The organism is Moraxella canis, assembly GCF_002014965.1.
Lineage (GTDB): Bacteria > Pseudomonadota > Gammaproteobacteria > Pseudomonadales > Moraxellaceae > Moraxella > Moraxella canis.
Map to the genome: position 1 here is coordinate 176641 of NZ_MUXT01000001.1, position 18415 is coordinate 195055.

Here is an 18415-nt window from a genome sequence, read left to right on the forward strand (position 1 = left end):
ATAATGCATTTTTTGGCAAGTGCGTACTACTATGGCAAAATCTCGGCTTTTTCGCTCCACCATGATCGTCAGCTCGATGACCATGCTCTCTCGCATTTTGGGCTTGGTCAGAGACATGGTTTTGATGGGCGTTTTTGGTGCGGGCGGGTTGATGGATGCGTTTTTGGTCGCCTTCAAGATTCCCAATTTTTTGCGTCGCTTATTTGCCGAAGGGGCGTTCTCTCAAGCTTTTGTTCCTGTATTGACCGAATACAAAGAAGCGCGCACCTTAAATGAAGTTCAGCTACTCATCAGCCGCGTCTCTGGCGTGCTATCCTTGGTGTTGCTTGTATTGACGGTTGTGGTCATCGTTTTGGCACCGCAAGTGGTGTATTTATTTGCGCCAGGTTTCGCCGATGATCCTGAAAAATTTAACACCGCCGCTGAGCTTCTGCGCTTGACCTTTCCGTATTTATTATTCATCTCGATGACGGCGTTTTTTGGCAGTATTTTACAAAGTTATGGGCGGTTTGCCGCGCCTGCTTTTGCGCCTGTCTTGCTCAATTTATGCATGATTGGCGGCGCCTTGCTTGTCTCACCGATGCTAGATAAGCCGATCATGGCACTTGGCTATGCGGTGGCGATCTCAGGCATATTACAGCTACTAATACAGCTGCCACAGCTTTGGCAACAAAAACTGCTTGTGCCGCCCACAATGGGCTTTAAGGACGAAGGCGTCAGACGCATTTTAAAACTGATGCTGCCTGCGATTTTTGGTGTGTCAGTCACCCAAATCAATCTGCTGTTAAGCACTGTCTTTGCATCGCTGATGGTGGCAGGCTCAGTATCATGGATGTACGCTGCTGAGCGCCTAAGCGAGCTGCCACTTGGACTGATTGGCGTAGCGATTGGTACGGTGATTTTACCAAGCTTATCTTCTAGCCGTGCCAAATCTGATGACGCCACTTTTCGCCAGACACTTGATTGGGCGGCGCGCCTGATCATCGTCATCGGATTGCCAGCCAGTCTTGCGATGTTTGTCTTGTCGGATGTCTTGATGGATGCTTTGTTTGTGCGTGGTCAATTCACCTATCAAGACGCTCTGATGAGCGGCATCGCCCTAAAGTCGCTGTCAGGCGGGATTTTAGGATTTATGCTGATCAAAATATTTGCGCCAGCTTTTTTTGCTGGTCAAGATACCAAAACGCCTGTCAAAATTGGCATCATCTCCGTATTTGCCAATATGATTTTTAGCGTCGTGTTCATTGGGCTATTTTATGTGGCGCAGCTGCCTTTGCATGGCGGCTTGGCTTTGGCGACGACGGCTGCAAGTTTTGTGAATGCTGGGCTGCTTTATGCCATCTTACACCGTAAAGGCATCTACCGCTTTGGCGCTCACTGGAAAAAGATGATGATCCAATTTGCCACCGCCAGCATTGCCATGATCATTGCACTTTATGCCATCTTGCCCTACTATCCACTTGATGGCGGTCAATGGCTAAAAGTTTTGATTTTATTGGGCATATGCGCCTTGGGTGCAGCGGTGTATGGCGTAGTACTGCTTGCCACAGGGTTTCGTCCGAGTCAGCTGCGCCATGGTTGAATTGGGTTTATTAAGCCTTTAGGCGTTATTGACACAAGCGATACAAAGCGCACACAAAAATTACTTGTAACTTTTCATAATCACCGTAAAATACTAATTATAGTATGAAATGCTCAAAGATCGCCGACTAGGCTTGATTATTTATGATAATTATTCAGTGTCAGGCGGTCAGATTGATCTTTAGCATTTTTATGAATTATTTACTGTGATTAATGGTTGCAGATGATAATTTAATCAGTACATTTAATTAAATTTAATTGAAAAAAGGAAATAATTATGCCAACTTCTGTCAGTCAGCCTACTGCCACTCGCATTGACCCTAGCCTAAATCTTGAACAAATCCGCGCCGAATGCCAAGCTATGGTCAAGTCTCGCGCCAAAATCTCAGCAGGCGTGGCGGTGATTCCTTTGCCATTTTTAGATGTGGCTGTCGACGTGGCGATGTTGACCAAGCTATTGCCTGAGATTACTGCACGCTTTGGCTTAAAAGACAAAGCTAATCTGGATGCCTCAACCGAAGAAGCACGCAAACAAAACATCAAAGATCGCATTATTGCTGTCGGTGGCTTAGTGGCGGCGCGCGGCGTTGTGAATAAGACGGTTCAAGGCTTTGGCGGACGCTTTATCGGCAAGCAAGTCAGTAAGTTTATCCCATTGGGCGGCTCAATGGTTGCAGCGACTTTGGGCTATATGATTTTTAAGAAAATTGCTTTTGATCATATCGAAGAGTGCTATAAAATTGCCAAACAATCTCAGCGTCAAAGCGTTTCTAATCACTAAAATCAGCCATGAAGAGCTTTAAAATTTGATTCTTTGAGCGAACTTAAACCCTGAGCGATTTTCATTTGCGATTGCTCAGGGCTTTTGCGATTTTTAGGCATCTTTTTTCACTTTTGGCATAATAAATGCATGACTTTTATTTGAGAAAATTTCACAAACAAGCTAAAATAGCACAGGTTTTGGGCATCTGCCCATTTTGACTTTTTCATTGACGGGTAATTACTCCCCCGCCCCAGCCAATCGCTAAGGTAAGAACATGACTTTTGTTGTAACTGATAACTGTATCCGCTGTAAATACACCGACTGTGTTGAAGTTTGCCCTGTTGATTGTTTTTATGAGGGTCCCAACTTTTTGGTCATCAATCCTGATGAGTGTATCGATTGCGCCTTATGCGAGCCTGAATGCCCTGCCAACGCCATTTTCTCTGAAGACGAGATTCCAGCAGGTCAAGAAGAGTTCTTGAAGCTGAACGAAGAGCTGTCTGCGGTTTGGCCAAATATCACTGAGAAAAAAGACGCCCTACCCGATTACGAAAAATGGGATGGCGTTGAAGGTAAGATTCAGTATTTAGAGCGCTAATTCACCTAACACTCATGCCTAAAACATGGGTGTTTTTATTTTCGGTGATTTGATGAAGCCATTCAAATTATTACGCACAACCCTTGGCTATTTGCTGATTTTTATTATCCTATATACCGCAGTCAATGCGTGGCGAGCACCTGATGTGCCCAGCTCTGATCATCTGCACCTCAATGCTACTTTTATTGAGCAAAATCAGACTGTGGATGTGATGACACAAAGTTTTGATACGCCAGTTTTGGTATATTTTTGGGGGACGTGGTGCGGTATTTGTAGCCTGACCAGCCCAAGCATCCAAGCGCTCAAGGATGAAGGATATGCTGTCATTTCTGTTGCCATCTCATCAGGCAGTGATCAGACGATCAAGCAGTATATGCATGCTAAGGGCTATGATTTTGCCACGATGAATGATGATGACGGCAAGATCTTTAAAAGGTGGCAAGGTCAAGTAACGCCTTCATTTGTCATTATCAGCCAAGGTAAGCCTGTGCAGCGGTTTACAGGCATCGCACCACTTTGGTCACTCAAGCTAAGAATGCTTTGGGCTCGTGTTCAACAATAAAATCCCCAAAACACTTAAAAAGACATAAAAAACACCCCAAAATCGATCTTTGGAGTGTTTTTTGGACGATCTGATTAAGCGCGTTTTAGGACCGCCATCGCCAAGGTAGCGATCAAAGCAGGAATACCGATTGCCAAGAAGTTGTACGCATGAGGCAAATTCATCGCTAATAGCATACCTGTGAGAATCGGACCGACAATGGCACCGATGCGGCTCACCGCTGAAGCACACCCAATCCCTGTCGTGCGAATATTAAGCGGATAAAACTGCGCCAAGTAGCTATATAACAAAATGGAAGTACCGATCGTCGTCGCGCCTGCCACAGCCACCAGCGAGTATAGAATGATCGGAGGTGAGTTGATCGCCAATGCTGAGATAGAAAGCGCAGCCAAGGCACACATGGTCACGATGACAGGTTTTAAGTGGAATTTATCAGCCAAAATACCACCGCCAATTGCGCCGATCATCGCGCCGACATTCAAAGCAAACAAGAACAAAATACTTGCGCCCAATGAATAGCCTGCCGATAGCATCAGTTTTGGTAGCCAGCTTGACAAAGTATAAGTCATGAGCAAGCACATAAAAAACGCAATCCAAAACATGAATGTTCCAAACGCACGACCTTCAGTGAATAGCATTTTGAATGATGACTGACTGCCCGATCCTTTGGTGACAGGTGCAGCTTCATTTAGAACAAGCTGAGTGTTGTCCGTGATCGGTACATTGGGTGCCAGCTTTTTCACGATATGGCGTGCTCTGCCCATTTGGTTATCTTTGACCAAGTAAGTTAGCGACTCTGGCAAATATCTCCAAATGATCGGAAAGCCCACCAGCGGAATCCCTGCCAGATAAAACATGATCTCCCAGCCATAGTCCTTGACCAAAAAAGAGCCTAATAATGCCGAGATAATACCGCCAACAGCATAGCCACTGAACATGATCGAAACCATGGTGGCACGCGATTTTTTGGGAGCGTACTCTGAGGTCAAGGCGACCAAGTTTGGCATCACACCGCCAATGCCTAAGCCTGCCAAAAATCTTAAAATCGCAAACTCAGTCGGTGACGGTGCAAATGCACCCAAAAAAGTAAATCCACTAAAAAATGCCGTACAGGTCATGATGACTTTTTTGCGTCCGATGCGGTCAGCCAAAGTACCAAAGAACATCGCACCAAACATCATCCCTGCCAATGCCGAACTTGCCAGCATACCTGCTTCAGTGGGGGTGAGCGACCACTGCTCCATCAATAATGGCAACGCCACCCCATAGATCACCAAATCATAACCATCAAAAATAATGACCAATAAACACCAAAACAGCACTTGCCAATGAAATGGCTTAAACGTTGCGTTATCAATCACGTCATTGACATTAACCGTGTCCGCGTGATCGACCTCTTGCGCCTGATAACTGACATTCGTCATACACATCTCTCCTTGTCCATGTGACGATTTTCCATAAATAAATGCGTCAGGCAATTTGGCGATTTATCTTACCAATTGCCGTACTGTTAATATTTGTTCGCTGTGACCAAATACCCCTTTTTCATCATGTAATACACTACTGGTAAGACCTACGCCATCTTCACTGATCTGCTGCGTGCTCTCAAGCCCAAGCCATCTCCCCTCAGGGGCTCTAAGCAAATGAATCTGCAAATCCACATTGGGAAATACCCACTCAATGCTATCAGGCTGATAAATTTTGGGCGCAATGCCGTTGGCGGTGTCAACCAGACCCATCAGGTGGGCAAAATCTGAAGTTGGCAGTACTTGACCTTGATCACTAACCAGCTCCACATCAGTATTGATCCACACGATCCCTTGACCGCTGCGATTATTGGGATCGGCTTTGGTGTAGATCGTATTGATATATCCTCCGCCCCAGCGGCGCATACCATCCCAATCAGGCAGCTCATCAGGCTTTAAGATATCAGCATCTTCAAGCCCTGCAACCGCCTTGGTATCACGAGTCTGTAAGCGCCATGCTCGAGCGACGATACAGACTTTGTCTGGTGTATGCAAGGTCGATTCGATCAATTCAATGGTACGCCCAGGGCGAATGACTTTGGTGGTGATGGTAAATTCACCAAAATGGATTAAACCAAAAATATCAAGGCTGATACGCACAATGCGCATATCCTGCCTAGGCATGAACGCTTCAAGCTCGGTCGTCAAAAGCCCTGTGGCAGGCGCCATATGCTGCTCATTTGGATTCCAAGCGCCTTGGGCATGGATATGGCAATCATAGTGCGCCACCACTTTATCATCAGTGATTTGGCGGGATTTTAGGGTGTAATAACTTTCGGTCACAACATCTTCCTATTGAGTGATAAAACACTCAGCCATCAAAGCAGCGCCTTGATATGGCTGAGTTTGACTTAATATGAATTATTCATAATCAGAATCTGTGCACAGATTCAACACGTCACACATCTGCTCTCTGAGTTTGAATTTTTGGATTTTGCCAGAGGCAGTCATCGGAAACTCAGTGACAAATTGCACATAACGCGGGATTTTGTTGTGCGAAATTTTGTCTTTACAAAATGCGCGGATCGTGTCGCTGTCGCAGGTGGCGTGTTCATTTAGGATAATACAAGCGCACAGCTCTTCGCCATATTTAGGGTCTGGCACACCCACCACTTGCACTTCACCAACCGCGGGATGCTTGTATAAAAAGTCTTCAATCTCTTTGGGGAATAAATTTTCACCGCCGCGGATCACGATGTCTTTGATGCGACCTTTGATTTGTACATAGCCATCGTCATCGACTTTACCGATATCGCCTGTGTGCATCCAGCCATGATTATCAATGACTTCGCGAGTTTTTTCGGGTTCATCCCAGTAGCCTGCCATCACCGAATAGCCGCGCACACAAATCTCGCCCAACGCACCCACAGGGACGATACTGCCATTTTCATCAACAATCTTAATCTCAACATGCGGATGGATGTGACCCACAGTACTGACACGCTTATCAATCGGATCATCCACTCGGCTTTGTAGGCTGACAGGCGATGTCTCGGTCATGCCATAGCAAATGGTAATCTCGCTCATGTGCATACGCTCCATGACGCGGGTCATGATTTCTTTTGGACACGGTGAGCCTGCCATGATGCCTGTACGCAAGGTCGATAAATCAAACTGATCAAAATTTTCTTGCTCAAGCATATTAATAAAGATGGTCGGTACGCCATACGCCGCTGTACAGCCTTCATTTTCAATGGCTTTTAAGGTGTCTTGAGGATTGAAGACCGAGCTTGGGTATACCATGGTCGCCCCATGCGAGACCGCCGCCAAATTTCCCATCACCATGCCAAAGCAGTGAAACAGTGGTACGGCGATACAGATTTTATCATCTTCGGTCATGCGGATGCCTTCGCCCACAAAATAGCCATTATTTAGGATATTATGATGGGTGAGCATGGTACCTTTAGGGTTACCTGTAGTGCCTGAGGTGAACTGAATGTTGATGACTTCGTCAAACTGCAATGAATTGGTCAGCATATGCAGCTCATTGATCTGCTCGCGCGTCGGCGTATCTAGCAAATCATAAAACGAATAGCAGCTTGGTAAAGGATTTTCTGACAGCTTAATGACTGTCTTAAGCTTAGGTAGGCGTGCACATTCCAAAGACTTATTGGTCTGCTCATAGATTTCAGGTGCAATCTCGCCAAGTAGTTTTTCGTAATCTGTGGTCTTAAAGGCATCTGCGATGATCAAACCTTCACAGCCGACCTTATTAAGCACATATTCGATCAGCTCGGTAGATTTGTAAGAAGGGTTTAAATTCACCAAAATAATGCCAGTTTTAAAGGCGGCGAACTGCGCCACCGTCCACTCCCAGCAGTTCGGCGACCAGATGCCCAAACGCTCGCCCTTTTTAAGCCCAAGCTCAAGCAGTTGGCACGCCAGCGCATCAACTTTTTCTTGAAGCTCATGATAAGACAGGCGCTTGTTTTGATGGCAGCTGATCAGCGCTTCTTTATAAGCATAGCGCTGGCAAGCATCATCAAAAACCGCGCCGATGGTCTGACCGATCAGCGGCTGGCTGCTGGTGCCTGACAAATAGCTGGATTTAAATCTTTGCATGAATCACACTCCTTTGACTCTATTCACCGATTTTGATCGGCTCAGCACTTCCTTGATACTGCTAAAAAAGTCGGTTTTAGGTGACCAAAACCTTCGCTGAACTCAAACAAAAATCAGCAACTTCTTGGCTAAAATACGCTCGATACCCTTCTGGATTTTGAGTAATATTAGGGGTATCAAGCGAGCTATTTTGATTGGCGTTTAATGGCTCAATCACTGAATACGTCATCGCGCCAACAATACACAGCGCCCCAATTTTAATGTCATTGACCATAAACACGCCTGCGCGCTTGCCTTCGTGTAAAATGCGCTCAATCGGTTTTGCGATATTGGCTTTGACGACCATGCGAGCTTGGATAAATTCGGCATCATCCACAGGCTCAAGCATCAACGAATACGCCATGTGCGGATCATTGAGCGCACGCTTGACAAACACGCGCACTGCATTATGTAGCTTATCTGCCACCGCCAAATCGCTGTCGGCGATGTCGTTTAAGATCTGAACCTCTATGCTGGCAACTTCATTAAGCACATTAATCATCAGCTGGCTTTTGTTCTTAAAATAGCGATAAAGCAAACCATTGGAGACGCCAGCAGTCTCTGCAATGGTCGTAATTTGGGCATTTTTAAAGCCACCTTCGCCGATCAGTTGTTTGGCTGCCCCAAAAATGGCTTTTTTATTTTGCTCGATGCGGTGCTGCATCAGCTCAGATCTTTTGTAGGTCATGATTCATTGTACCACTTTAAAATGACTTGTAAACCATTTTTTGAATTTTTATTCACTTTTTTCAAAAAAGGGTGTATGATACTCACAAGCCACCCAAAAATGGGTCGCTTGAATGGGTATATTATCGCATAAATCGCAAGTTATGTATGCCAAACATACTAATAATGCGCCATCTTTATGCACCGCCCAAAATTTATCACTGATGGGGCATATATCAGATCATCAAGCCAATGAAATTGAATTGATTGTATGTGCCAAGCATGATCTACAAACGTTTGAAAAAGGAATTACGATGAGCTACAAAACCTTAGATTTTGGATTGGATGATACTTTGGTCGCACTTCAAGATGCGGTGCGTGCATTTTGTCAAAAAGAGATCGCCCCCCTTGCCGAAGAAATTGACAAAGAAAACCACTTCCCTGCCCACCTTTGGAAAAAACTTGGCGACATGGGCTTGCTTGGCATGACTGTTTCTGAAGAATACGGCGGCGTGAATATGGGCTACTTGGCGCACATGATCGTCATGCAAGAGATCTCTCGTGCTTCGGCGGCGGTCGGTCTGTCTTATGGTGCGCACTCGAATTTATGTGTTAACCAAATTTTCCGTAATGGTAATGATGAGCAGCGTCAAAAATATCTACCAAAACTGATCAGCGGCGACTATGTGGGCGCGCTTGCCATGAGTGAACCTAATGCCGGCTCAGATGTAGTAAGCATGAAGCTAAAAGCCGAAGACAAAGGCGATCATTATGTGCTTAATGGCTCAAAAATGTGGATCACCAACGGTGGTGATGCTGATGTCTTGGTGGTCTATGCCAAAACTGATATCAATGCAGGTCCTAAGGGTATCACCGCATTTTTAATCGAAAAAGACATGGCAGGATTTAGCCACGGCACGCACTTAGATAAGCTTGGTATGCGCGGCTCAAACACTTATCCGATTTTCTTTGATAATGTTCAAGTGCCCAAAGAAAATGTCTTAGGCGGCGTCGGTAATGGTGTCAAAGTACTGATGAGCGGCTTGGACTATGAGCGTGCTGTGCTGTCGGCAGGTCCATTGGGCATCATGGATGCGTGCATGGATGTGGTCATTCCTTATATCCACGAGCGCAAGCAGTTTGGGCAATCTATCGGTGAGTTTCAACTGATCCAAGGTAAAATTGCCGATATGTACTCAACCCATCTTGCCTGTAAGGCTTTGGTGTATGCTGTCGGTCAAGCGTGCGATAAGCTTGATCATGACCGCAGCTTGCGTAAAGATGCTGCCAGCGCCATTTTATATGCTGCCGAAAAAGCCACTTGGATGGCAGGTGAAGCCATTCAAATTTTGGGCGGCAATGGCTACATCAACGAATTCCCGACAGGTCGTCTATGGCGCGATGCCAAGCTGTACGAAATCGGCGCAGGCACATCTGAGATTCGCCGTATGCTGATCGGTCGTGAGCTATTTAGCGAAACGGCATAAGGTCTGCTTAAGCTGGTTTTGCTTATTTCAAGATGACTTAAGCAAAACCACTTTTATCAGCCTTTAAAGGACAGATTTAAAAGACATATTTTAAAATAGCCAACCATCATTTAAACGTCGTCGAAAGCATTGCTATATAAAAGGGAGATTTATGAACATCATCAGCAATCAACTCAACACGCGCAGCGAATCTTATCAGCAAAATTTTGCTCAGATGCAGGCGCTGGTGGATGATTTAAAGCAAGTTTCAGGCAAAGTCAGTTTGGGCGGTTCAGAATCAGCGCGCCAAAAACATCTTGAGCGCGGTAAATTATTGGCTCGGACGCGCATTGACAGACTCATCGATACAGGCACCGCTTTTTTAGAAATTGGTCAATTGGCTGCCTTGGGCGTCTATGAAGATGACATCCCATCAGCAAGCATGGTCGCAGGCGTGGGCTTGGTCAACGGCATCGCTTGTATGATCGTGGCAAATGACGCAACGGTCAAGGGCGGCACCTATTATCCTTTGACCATCAAAAAACATCTGCGCGCCCAAGAAATCGCGCGCGAAAATCATCTGCCCTGTATTTATATGGTGGATTCTGGGGGTGCTTTTTTACCCTTACAAGATCAAGTTTTTCCTGATAAAGAGCATTTTGGGCGCATTTTTTATAATCAAGCCACCATGTCAGCTATGGGTATTCCCCAAATTGCGGTCGTCATGGGCAGCTGTACAGCGGGCGGCGCTTATGTACCCGCCATGAGTGATGAGACGATCATCGTGCGCAACCAAGGGACGATCTTTTTGGGTGGTCCACCGCTGGTCAAGGCAGCCACAGGTGAAGTGGTCTCAAGCGAAGACTTAGGCGGCGGTGATGTGCATACGCGCTTGTCAGGGGTGGCAGACTATTTGGCGGATAATGACGAGCACGCCATCAGCATCGCCAGAGACATCGTCGCCAATCTGGGTAAAGATAAGCAAAAACTGCCCACCGATTTTGCCGAACCTTTATATGATACCAAAGAGCTGTACGGCGTGATCCCAACAGACAGCCGCCAGCCTTTTGACATCAAACAAATCATCGCTCGCTTGGTGGATGGCTCTGAATTTCATGAGTTTAAAGCACGATTTGGCACGACACTCATCACAGGCTTTGCCAAAATCTATGGCATGAATGTTGGCATCATTGCCAATAATGGGATTTTATTTTCAGAATCTGCCCAAAAAGGCGCGCATTTTATTGAGCTTTGTTGCCAACGAAATATTCCATTGATTTTCCTTCAAAATATCACAGGTTTTATGGTCGGACGCCAATACGAAAATGAAGGTATCGCCAAGCATGGTGCCAAGCTTGTGATGGCGGTCGCCAATGCCAAAGTGCCCAAAATCACGCTCGTGGTCGGCGGCTCGTTTGGGGCAGGCAACTATGGCATGTGCGGACGCGCTTATTCGCCGCGCTTTATGTGGACTTGGCCAAATTCGCGGATTTCGGTCATGGGCGGTGAGCAGGCTGCCAGTGTACTCTCCACGATTCGCCGCGAACAAATAGAAGCCAAAGGCGGCAGCTGGTCTTTGGAAGAAGAAGAGACTTTCAAAGAACCCATCCGCGCACAATATGAGCGCCAAGGTCATCCTTATTATGCCTCAGCCAGACTTTGGGACGATGGCGTCATTGATCCTGCCGATTCACGGCGCGTGCTTGCCTTATCGCTCATGGCAGCCATGAATGCACCGACCGAAGAGACGAAGTTTGGCGTCTTTAGAATGTGATTTTGGAATAATATAAAAGGATTTATCATGTCATACGAGTATTTACACATTGAAAAAACAAATCAAGTTGCGACCGTTTGGCTCAATCGTCCCGAGGTGCATAATGCTTTTAATGAAGGGGTAATCAGCGAGCTACAACGCGCGTTTGAGGATTTGGGCGCGGATGATGAGGTGCGTGTGGTGATGCTGGCTGGTCGTGGCAAGAGCTTTTCAGCAGGCGCAGACCTCAACTGGATGAAAAAAGCAGGCGAGGCTGATTTGGATGAAAATATCGCGGACGCTGAACGCTTGGCAAAAATGCTACAAACCTTAGCTACCCTGCCTAAACCCACCATCGCACGCGTGCATGGCGCAGCGCTCGGCGGCGGTATGGGTCTTGCCAGCACCTGTGATATCTGCATCGCAAGTACTGAAGCTAAGTTTGCCACCAGCGAGGTTCGCTTAGGTCTTGCACCTTCCACCATCAGCCCCTATGTCATTCGTGCCATTGGCGAAAGACAGGCGCGCCGATACTTTTTGACCGCCGAGCGCATCGATGCCCAAACCGCTTATCACATCGGACTTGCGCATGAAGTTTGTGCGCCTGATGAGCTGGATGCCACCGTTGATAAGATCATCCAAGCCATTTTGCAAGGCGCGCCAAACGCTCAAGCCGACTCCAAGACACTGATTGATATGGTTGCCAAAAAGGTAGTGGATGAGGCGCTGCTCACTGAGACCGCCAAACACATTGCCAACATCCGCCAAGGCAGCGAAGCCAAAGAAGGCCTGCAAGCTTTTTTAAATAAACGCTCGCCTGCTTGGATTGCCAAATAATTCATGCCGCATCAATTTTTAGAAGGATTTTAATTATGTTTACCAAGATACTGATCGCTAACCGTGGGGAAATTGGCTGCCGTGTGATCGCTACTGCAAAAAAACTGGGCATCTCAACCGTGGCGGTCTATTCAGATGCCGATAAAAACGCCCAACACGTCAAACAAGCTGACGAAGCTGTGTATATCGGTGCCAGCCCACCTGCCCAAAGTTATCTTCAGATTGATAAGATCATCAGCGCCGCCAAAGCCACAGGCGCTCAGGCGATTCACCCTGGCTATGGTTTTTTGTCCGAAAATGATCAATTTGCCCAAGCGTGTGCTGATAACGGCATCGTGTTCATCGGTCCACCAGTATCTGCCATCTTGGATATGGGGCTAAAAGCAACTTCAAAAGCCTTGATGGAAAAAGCAGGCGTACCGCTGACGCCAGGCTATCATGGCACCAATCAAGATGCTGATTTCCTAAAACAGCAAGCAGATACCATCGGCTATCCACTGCTTATCAAAGCCAGTGCAGGCGGCGGTGGTAAAGGCATGCGTCTGGTCGAAAAATCAGAGGATTTTGCTGAGCTGCTTGACTCATGCCGCGCCGAAGCCAAGTCAAGCTTTGGCAATACCGATGTGCTGATTGAGCGCTATGTCATCAATCCACGTCATGTCGAAGTTCAGGTTTTTGGTGATACGCATGGCAATTATGTGCATCTGTATGAGCGCGACTGCTCAGTGCAGCGCCGCCACCAAAAAGTCATCGAAGAAGCCCCTGCCCCCAATATCTCAGAAGATAAACTTGCCATCATGCGACAAGCTGCCATCGATGCAGCGCGCGCGGTCAATTATGTTGGCGCAGGTACGGTGGAGTTTATTGTAGAGCAAGACGGCACTGCTTATTTTATGGAGATGAATACTCGCCTGCAAGTTGAGCATCCTGTGACAGAGATGGTGACTGGTGTGGATTTGGTTGAGTGGCAATTGCGAGTCGCAGCAGGAGAGCCTTTACCAAAATCTCAAGATCAAATCACCTGCCAAGGTCATGCGATGGAAGCGCGTATTTATGCTGAGATTCCTGAAGATGGCTACCTACCTGCCATCGGCAAAATCACCCATTTATCGCCCCCTGCCCTAAACGCGCGTGTTCGTGTGGACAGTGGTGTCATCGAAGGCGATGAGATCAGCACATTTTATGATCCGATGATTGCCAAGCTGATCACTTATGGCGATGACCGCACTCAGTGCTTGGTGCAGATGCATCATGCCTTGAATGACTTTCATGTCGGCGGTTTGGGAAATAATATCGCGTTTCTTGATCGTATTGTGCGCTCCGAAGCGTTTAGCAGCGCAACGCTTGATACAGGATTGATCGCCAAAAACGAAAGCGAACTACTCACGCGTGATGAAGTGCGCAGCGAAGAAGTGGCAATGGCAGCCGTCATCAGCTTTTTGTTGCAGCTTGATCAAAGCAAAAGCCCATGGCATGATCGCCCACTTTGGCGCTCAAATATCGTCATGACGCAAACTGTAGAGTTTGAACATGCCGATCAGTCATTAGTGATTGAAATGAGACATGCAGGCGATGATTATGAAGTGCATGTTAATGGCGAAACCATCCATCTAAACGCCGCACTGCTATCAAATACATGCGCTGAAATCATCATCGATGGCAAGCGTCAAATCGTACCATTTTATCATGACACTACGCACCATAAGGGCAACTTGACCTTATTTCGTCGCGCCAATGCCTTTGTGTTTGCACCAAAAGCCGTCAATTATGGTGCAGATGATGACGCCGACGCGGCAGGCGGCTTAAAGGCGATGATGCCAGGCATGGTGACTGCTGTCATGGTTGAAAAGGGTCAAAGCGTCAAAAAAGATGAAACCCTACTCACACTTGAAGCCATGAAAATCACCTACACCATCAAAGCGCCTGCCGATGGCATCGTCCAAGAAGTGTTCTTTGGGGTAGGCGATCAACTGGCTGCAGGTGATGAATTGGTCGCCTTTGAAAAAGCATGATAGGAGTATGAGGATGGATAATTTTGTAAGAATTGTCGAGGTTGGCGCACGAGATGGACTTCAAAATGAGTCGGTCGTGCTTGACATGCAAGACAAGATCACTTTGATTGAAAATCTGATCAAAACTGGTCTAAAAGATATTGAAGTGGGTTCTTGTGTTTCGCCAAAGTGGGTGCCACAAATGGCGGGCAGCACTGAGATTTATGAAAAAATCTCAAAACCTGACGGGATTAATTTTAGTCTGCTAACGCCTAATTTACGCGGCTATGAAGCTGCCCGCGCTGTAGGTTGCCAAGAGGTGGCGATTTTTACAGGAGCCAGCGAAACTTTCACCCAAAAAAACATCAATTGCTCAATCGCCGAGAGCCTTGAGCGCTTTGAAGATATCATGAGCCGCGCCAAATCTGACGGCGTGCGGGTGCGCGGCTATGTGTCGTGCATGGTCGACTGCCCTTATGAAGGCGCAATCGACCCAAGCGCTGTCGCCGAGGTGACAGGTCGGCTACTGGATATGGGCTGCTATGAAGTCTCACTGGGCGAGACGATTGGCACAGCCACGCCAGACCGCGTCGAGGCGGTGTGGGATGCCTGCCTTGAGCGCTTTGACGCCGGTCAGTTGGCTGGGCATTTTCACAATACTTATGGGATGGCGATCGCCAATGTTTATGCATCGCTTAAAATGGGCATTCGCACCTTTGACTCATCGATTGCTGGATTGGGCGGCTGTCCTTATGCCAAAGGCGCTTCGGGCAATGTTTCGACCGAAGATTTGCATTATTTGCTCACCAATATGGGCTATGACACAGGCATTGACGAAGAGGCGCTCATGCAGGCAGGCAAAGCAATCATGGAGCGGCTTGGCAGACCGACACGCTCAAATGCTGCCACTGCCTATTGGAAAAAACGAGAAGCCTAATAATAAAAATCCAGTTTATCTAAACTGGATTTTTATTATTAAGCGGTTAAATTACCAAATATCTGATTTTACTTTTTGCTTGAGTTCAGGGTAGTTATCCAGCTTAAATACAGGATGTGCCACGCCTGATTTTAGCTGTGATTGATAGTCACGAATCAGCACAAACACATATCGCGAAAGCAGCGTAATGGCGATCAAGTTAATAAACGCCATCGTCCCCATGGTCAAATCACCCATATCCCAAACAACATCGACTTTCACCACCGCACCAAAATACACAAACCCCAATACCGCCATGCGAAACAGCGTCAAAACTGTGGTATTGTTTTTCAAAAATTGCATATTTGACTCGGCATAAGCATAGTTACCGATGATCGTGGAAAAAGCAAAAATAAATAAAATCGTCGCCAAGAAATACTGACCCCAGCTGCCCACATGACTTTCAAGTGCTGCCTGCGTCAGCTGAATGCCAGATAAATTGGCTGCATTTTCAGGCATTTGTGCCAGCAGAATAATAAACGCTGTGCATGAACAGACGATCAAAGTATCCACAAATACCCCAAACATCTGGATCATGCCCTGATCCAAAGGGTGTCTTACGCTAGCAGCAGCAGCGGCATTGGGTGCAGAGCCTTGACCGGCTTCATTGGAATACAAACCGCGCTTGATGCCCTGCATCATGGCGACAGACACCATCGAACCAAACAGTCCGCCACCTGCCGCTTCAAAGGCAAATGCCTGCTCAAAAATCAGCGCAATCACCGATGGCAGCGCACCGATATTCATGACAATGATCACCAAGGCTACCAACAGATAGATCAGCGCCATGATCGGCACGACCACTTCTGCAATCTTGGCGACGCGGCGAATACCGCCAAAAATGATCGGTGCTGTCAAAACCACCAACAGCGCGCCAACCATATGCTTATAAATTTGCCACTGGCTTTGGCAAGTCGGATCTTCAGCGGCACAGCCTGAAGCTGACTGCATGGCGAGCGTGATGGTGTTTGATTGAATCGATTGATACACAAAACCAAAGCACACAATCAGCGCCAACGCAAATAAAAGCCCTAGCCACTTTTGACCAAGTCCTTGCTCGATATAATACGCTGGTCCACCGCGAAACTGACCGGTGCTACCATCACGCACCTTAAATAACTGCGCCAAGCTTGACTCCGCCAATGCCGAACACATACCAATCAAAGCAATCAGCCACATCCAAAATACCGCCCCTGCGCCGCCGATGCTGATGGCGATCGCAACGCCTGCGACATTACCCACGCCTACACGGCTTGCAAGCCCGGTCACGAACGCTTGAAAGCCTGAAATACCTGCATCATCGTCATGATTGGCGCGGCTGCCCAACATAGATTTGATACTACGACCAAACAATCGAAACTGTGCCACGCCCGAAAACAGCGTAAAAAATAAACCAATGCCAATCAACATCCAAATAAGCACATCCCAAAGCGGCGCGCTCACAGTTGTCACAACACAATGCAGCCCATCAACAAATCCAGGCTGAGCCAAACAAGATATAGGATTATCGTACATATTTTTTTTCAATCCAAAAAAAAGGATGGCGAAATCACCATCCTTTGTTTTATTACCACTCTTTTAAATTGCCCTACTTGGCAAATTGTATAGATTATATGACAAATTGTCTCATAAATCACGAAAATTTTACTTATTGTAACCGTTTTTAAACCAGTGACTTGCCATTCTCCGGCTCTCTCAGACTCAAAAACCAGTGCAAAATGATTGCGGCAAAAGTCGCGGTCCCAATCCCGCCCAAATTAAATTCACCAATCATCAAGCCAAAATCACCCGTACCCAAAATCACTGTGATGGCAGCGACCATCAGGTTTTTGTTATTGGCAAAATTCACTTTGTTATCAATCCAAATCTTTGCGCCAGCAATGGTGATCAAACCAAAGACCACAATGGATGCTCCGGTCAAAACAGGACCAGGAATGGTCTGAATCATGGCACCAAATTTTGGCGAGAACCCCAAAACCACCGCAAAGACCCCTGCAATCACAAAAATCAGCGTCGAGTACACGCGCGTTACCGCCATTACGCCGATATTTTCGCCATATGTGGTCATACCTGTACCGCCCACGCCTGCTGATAATGCCGTCGCCACACCATCAGCGACAAATGCCTTGCCAAGATGCGGCGTCAGATTTTCGCCTGTCATTGCACCCACAGCCTTGATGTGCCCAAGGTTTTCAGCCACCAAGATGAATGCCACAGGTGCGATGATCAGCATGGCGTTGACATCAAAAGTTGGGCTACTAAAATTTGGCATTCCAAACCAAGCCGCATCTGCGATCAGGGCAAAATTAATCGGCTCACCCAAGCCTAAAACATTGGCAGCGATTGCATAAATGACATACGCCATCACAAGACCAATCAATAAAAGCAGGCGCTGTAAAAATCCACGCGCAAAAACAGCAATCATACCCATACATAAGACGGTAATTAGCGCCATCCATAGCTCAAAGGGCTTGCCTTGTACGCCGCTCACGGTAACGGGCGCTAGGTTTAGACCGATGATCATCACCACCGCACCTGTCACCACAGGCGGCATGAGTTTTTCGATCCACTGCGTGCCTGTCGCCATGACCACAAAACCGATGGTAGCATATAAAATACCGCAAGCAATGATACCACCCAATGCCACTGACAGATTTGGGTTCGCGCCGCTGCCAGTTGCGTGTGCTGTGGCTGCCGCAACTACGCCAATAAACGCAAAGCTTGAGCCCAAATAACTGGGGACTCTACCCCCTGTCATAATAAAAAATAAGATGGTACAAATCCCGCTCATCATAATCGCAAGATTGGCATCAAAGCCCATCAATAAAGGCGCAAGAACCGTCGCCCCAAACATCGCCAAGACATGCTGCAAGCCCAACATGATGCTCTGCCCGACTGGCAGATACTCATTTGTTGCGATGGGCTGTGTGTTGATATCACCTGTATAAGGTTGCCATTTTGGGAACCAGCTCATACTCACTCCAAACTGCGCTTTGGCAGATTTATTGCCAATTTTAACGTCAAACCGAACTATTGTACTACACTTGTGTAATAAAATTGTAAGAAATTTATCTCCATGGACTGATTTGATCAAC

Annotated in this window: 15 protein-coding genes; 9 read left to right on the top strand and 6 right to left on the bottom strand. The window is 47.0% G+C overall.

All coding sequences use genetic code 11. The annotated features are described in order from the left end of the window. Nucleotides 1-31 precede the first annotated feature (31 nt). The 4 genes from murJ to B0180_RS00815 all read left to right on the top strand — a co-directional run bounded on the left by murJ (nucleotide 32) and on the right by B0180_RS00815 (nucleotide 3504). The gene (murJ, locus tag B0180_RS00800; protein ID WP_078255237.1) at nucleotides 32-1582 is read left to right on the top strand and encodes a murein biosynthesis integral membrane protein MurJ; all 1551 of its coding nucleotides are present in this window, start codon (nucleotides 32-34) and stop codon (nucleotides 1580-1582) included. 276 nt (nucleotides 1583-1858) lie between these two features. Further along, on the top strand, nucleotides 1859-2362 hold the full coding sequence (locus tag B0180_RS00805) for a hypothetical protein (RefSeq protein WP_078255238.1): 504 nt from the start codon (nucleotides 1859-1861) through the stop codon (nucleotides 2360-2362). Nucleotides 2363-2618: 256 nt separating this feature from the next. Continuing rightward, nucleotides 2619-2942, top strand: coding sequence for a ferredoxin FdxA (gene fdxA, locus B0180_RS00810; RefSeq protein WP_049236408.1), 324 nt, complete (start codon nucleotides 2619-2621; stop codon nucleotides 2940-2942). Nucleotides 2943-2994: 52 nt separating this feature from the next. Then, complete coding sequence (locus tag B0180_RS00815) at nucleotides 2995-3504, top strand: protein disulfide oxidoreductase (RefSeq protein WP_167366896.1); 510 nt, start codon at nucleotides 2995-2997, stop codon at nucleotides 3502-3504. A gap of 74 nt (nucleotides 3505-3578) precedes the next feature. Here B0180_RS00815 and B0180_RS00820 read toward each other — a convergent pair whose 3' ends face one another. The 4 genes from B0180_RS00820 to B0180_RS00835 form a co-directional block, all read right to left on the bottom strand. Beyond that, nucleotides 3579-4928, bottom strand: a complete 1350-nt coding sequence (locus B0180_RS00820; protein WP_078255240.1) for an MFS transporter — start codon at nucleotides 4926-4928, stop codon at nucleotides 3579-3581. A gap of 63 nt (nucleotides 4929-4991) precedes the next feature. Then, nucleotides 4992-5813, bottom strand: a complete 822-nt coding sequence (locus B0180_RS00825; RefSeq protein WP_078255241.1) for a thioesterase family protein — start codon at nucleotides 5811-5813, stop codon at nucleotides 4992-4994. Between the two features lie 78 nt (nucleotides 5814-5891). After that, a complete protein-coding gene (locus B0180_RS00830; protein WP_078255242.1) occupies nucleotides 5892-7592 on the bottom strand; it encodes an AMP-binding protein in 1701 nt (566 codons plus the stop codon). A gap of 76 nt (nucleotides 7593-7668) precedes the next feature. Further along, nucleotides 7669-8319 carry a TetR/AcrR family transcriptional regulator gene (locus tag B0180_RS00835; RefSeq protein WP_049236415.1) on the bottom strand — a complete coding sequence of 217 codons (651 nt, stop codon included), beginning with the start codon at nucleotides 8317-8319 and terminating at the stop codon, nucleotides 7669-7671. 292 nt (nucleotides 8320-8611) lie between these two features. Here B0180_RS00835 and B0180_RS00840 point away from each other — a divergent pair, with 292 nt between their 5' ends. From B0180_RS00840 to B0180_RS00860, 5 genes are all read left to right on the top strand, one after another. After that, nucleotides 8612-9784 (top strand): isovaleryl-CoA dehydrogenase, encoded by a 1173-nt coding sequence (locus tag B0180_RS00840; RefSeq protein ID WP_064620927.1) that lies wholly within the window; start codon nucleotides 8612-8614, stop codon nucleotides 9782-9784. A 151-nt stretch (nucleotides 9785-9935) separates the two neighbouring features. Next, nucleotides 9936-11537 (top strand): carboxyl transferase domain-containing protein, encoded by a 1602-nt coding sequence (locus B0180_RS00845; RefSeq protein WP_049236416.1) that lies wholly within the window; start codon nucleotides 9936-9938, stop codon nucleotides 11535-11537. A gap of 27 nt (nucleotides 11538-11564) precedes the next feature. Continuing rightward, nucleotides 11565-12353, top strand: a complete 789-nt coding sequence (locus tag B0180_RS00850; protein WP_078255243.1) for an enoyl-CoA hydratase/isomerase family protein — start codon at nucleotides 11565-11567, stop codon at nucleotides 12351-12353. 35 nt (nucleotides 12354-12388) lie between these two features. Continuing rightward, the gene (locus tag B0180_RS00855; protein WP_078255244.1) at nucleotides 12389-14365 is read left to right on the top strand and encodes an acetyl/propionyl/methylcrotonyl-CoA carboxylase subunit alpha; all 1977 of its coding nucleotides are present in this window, start codon (nucleotides 12389-12391) and stop codon (nucleotides 14363-14365) included. Between the two features lie 13 nt (nucleotides 14366-14378). Then, a complete protein-coding gene (locus B0180_RS00860; RefSeq protein ID WP_078255245.1) occupies nucleotides 14379-15281 on the top strand; it encodes a hydroxymethylglutaryl-CoA lyase in 903 nt (300 codons plus the stop codon). 51 nt (nucleotides 15282-15332) lie between these two features. On the opposite strand, the gene B0180_RS00865 is transcribed toward B0180_RS00860, so the two are convergent. Then, nucleotides 15333-16835 (bottom strand): alanine/glycine:cation symporter family protein, encoded by a 1503-nt coding sequence (locus B0180_RS00865; protein WP_064611393.1) that lies wholly within the window; start codon nucleotides 16833-16835, stop codon nucleotides 15333-15335. Between the two features lie 148 nt (nucleotides 16836-16983). Then, nucleotides 16984-18294: a solute carrier family 23 protein gene (locus B0180_RS00870; protein ID WP_078255246.1), complete on the bottom strand. Its 1311-nt coding sequence runs from the start codon at nucleotides 18292-18294 to the stop codon at nucleotides 16984-16986. Between the last annotated feature and the right edge of the window lie 121 nt (nucleotides 18295-18415).

Excerpts from the sequence above, each read along its gene's own strand:
- murJ (WP_078255237.1), top strand. The coding sequence starts at position 32 with ATGGCAAAATCTCGGCTTTTTCGCTCCACCATGATCGTCAGCTCGATG.
- B0180_RS00805 (WP_078255238.1), top strand. The coding sequence starts at position 1,859 with ATGCCAACTTCTGTCAGTCAGCCTACTGCCACTCGCATTGACCCTAGC.
- fdxA (WP_049236408.1), top strand. The coding sequence starts at position 2,619 with ATGACTTTTGTTGTAACTGATAACTGTATCCGCTGTAAATACACCGAC.
- B0180_RS00815 (WP_167366896.1), top strand. The coding sequence starts at position 2,995 with ATGAAGCCATTCAAATTATTACGCACAACCCTTGGCTATTTGCTGATT.
- B0180_RS00820 (WP_078255240.1), bottom strand. The coding sequence starts at position 4,928 with ATGACGAATGTCAGTTATCAGGCGCAAGAGGTCGATCACGCGGACACG.
- B0180_RS00830 (WP_078255242.1), bottom strand. The coding sequence starts at position 7,592 with ATGCAAAGATTTAAATCCAGCTATTTGTCAGGCACCAGCAGCCAGCCG.
- B0180_RS00835 (WP_049236415.1), bottom strand. The coding sequence starts at position 8,319 with ATGACCTACAAAAGATCTGAGCTGATGCAGCACCGCATCGAGCAAAAT.
- B0180_RS00840 (WP_064620927.1), top strand. The coding sequence starts at position 8,612 with ATGAGCTACAAAACCTTAGATTTTGGATTGGATGATACTTTGGTCGCA.
- B0180_RS00845 (WP_049236416.1), top strand. The coding sequence starts at position 9,936 with ATGAACATCATCAGCAATCAACTCAACACGCGCAGCGAATCTTATCAG.
- B0180_RS00850 (WP_078255243.1), top strand. The coding sequence starts at position 11,565 with ATGTCATACGAGTATTTACACATTGAAAAAACAAATCAAGTTGCGACC.
- B0180_RS00855 (WP_078255244.1), top strand. The coding sequence starts at position 12,389 with ATGTTTACCAAGATACTGATCGCTAACCGTGGGGAAATTGGCTGCCGT.
- B0180_RS00860 (WP_078255245.1), top strand. The coding sequence starts at position 14,379 with ATGGATAATTTTGTAAGAATTGTCGAGGTTGGCGCACGAGATGGACTT.
- B0180_RS00865 (WP_064611393.1), bottom strand. The coding sequence starts at position 16,835 with ATGTACGATAATCCTATATCTTGTTTGGCTCAGCCTGGATTTGTTGAT.
- B0180_RS00870 (WP_078255246.1), bottom strand. The coding sequence starts at position 18,294 with ATGAGCTGGTTCCCAAAATGGCAACCTTATACAGGTGATATCAACACA.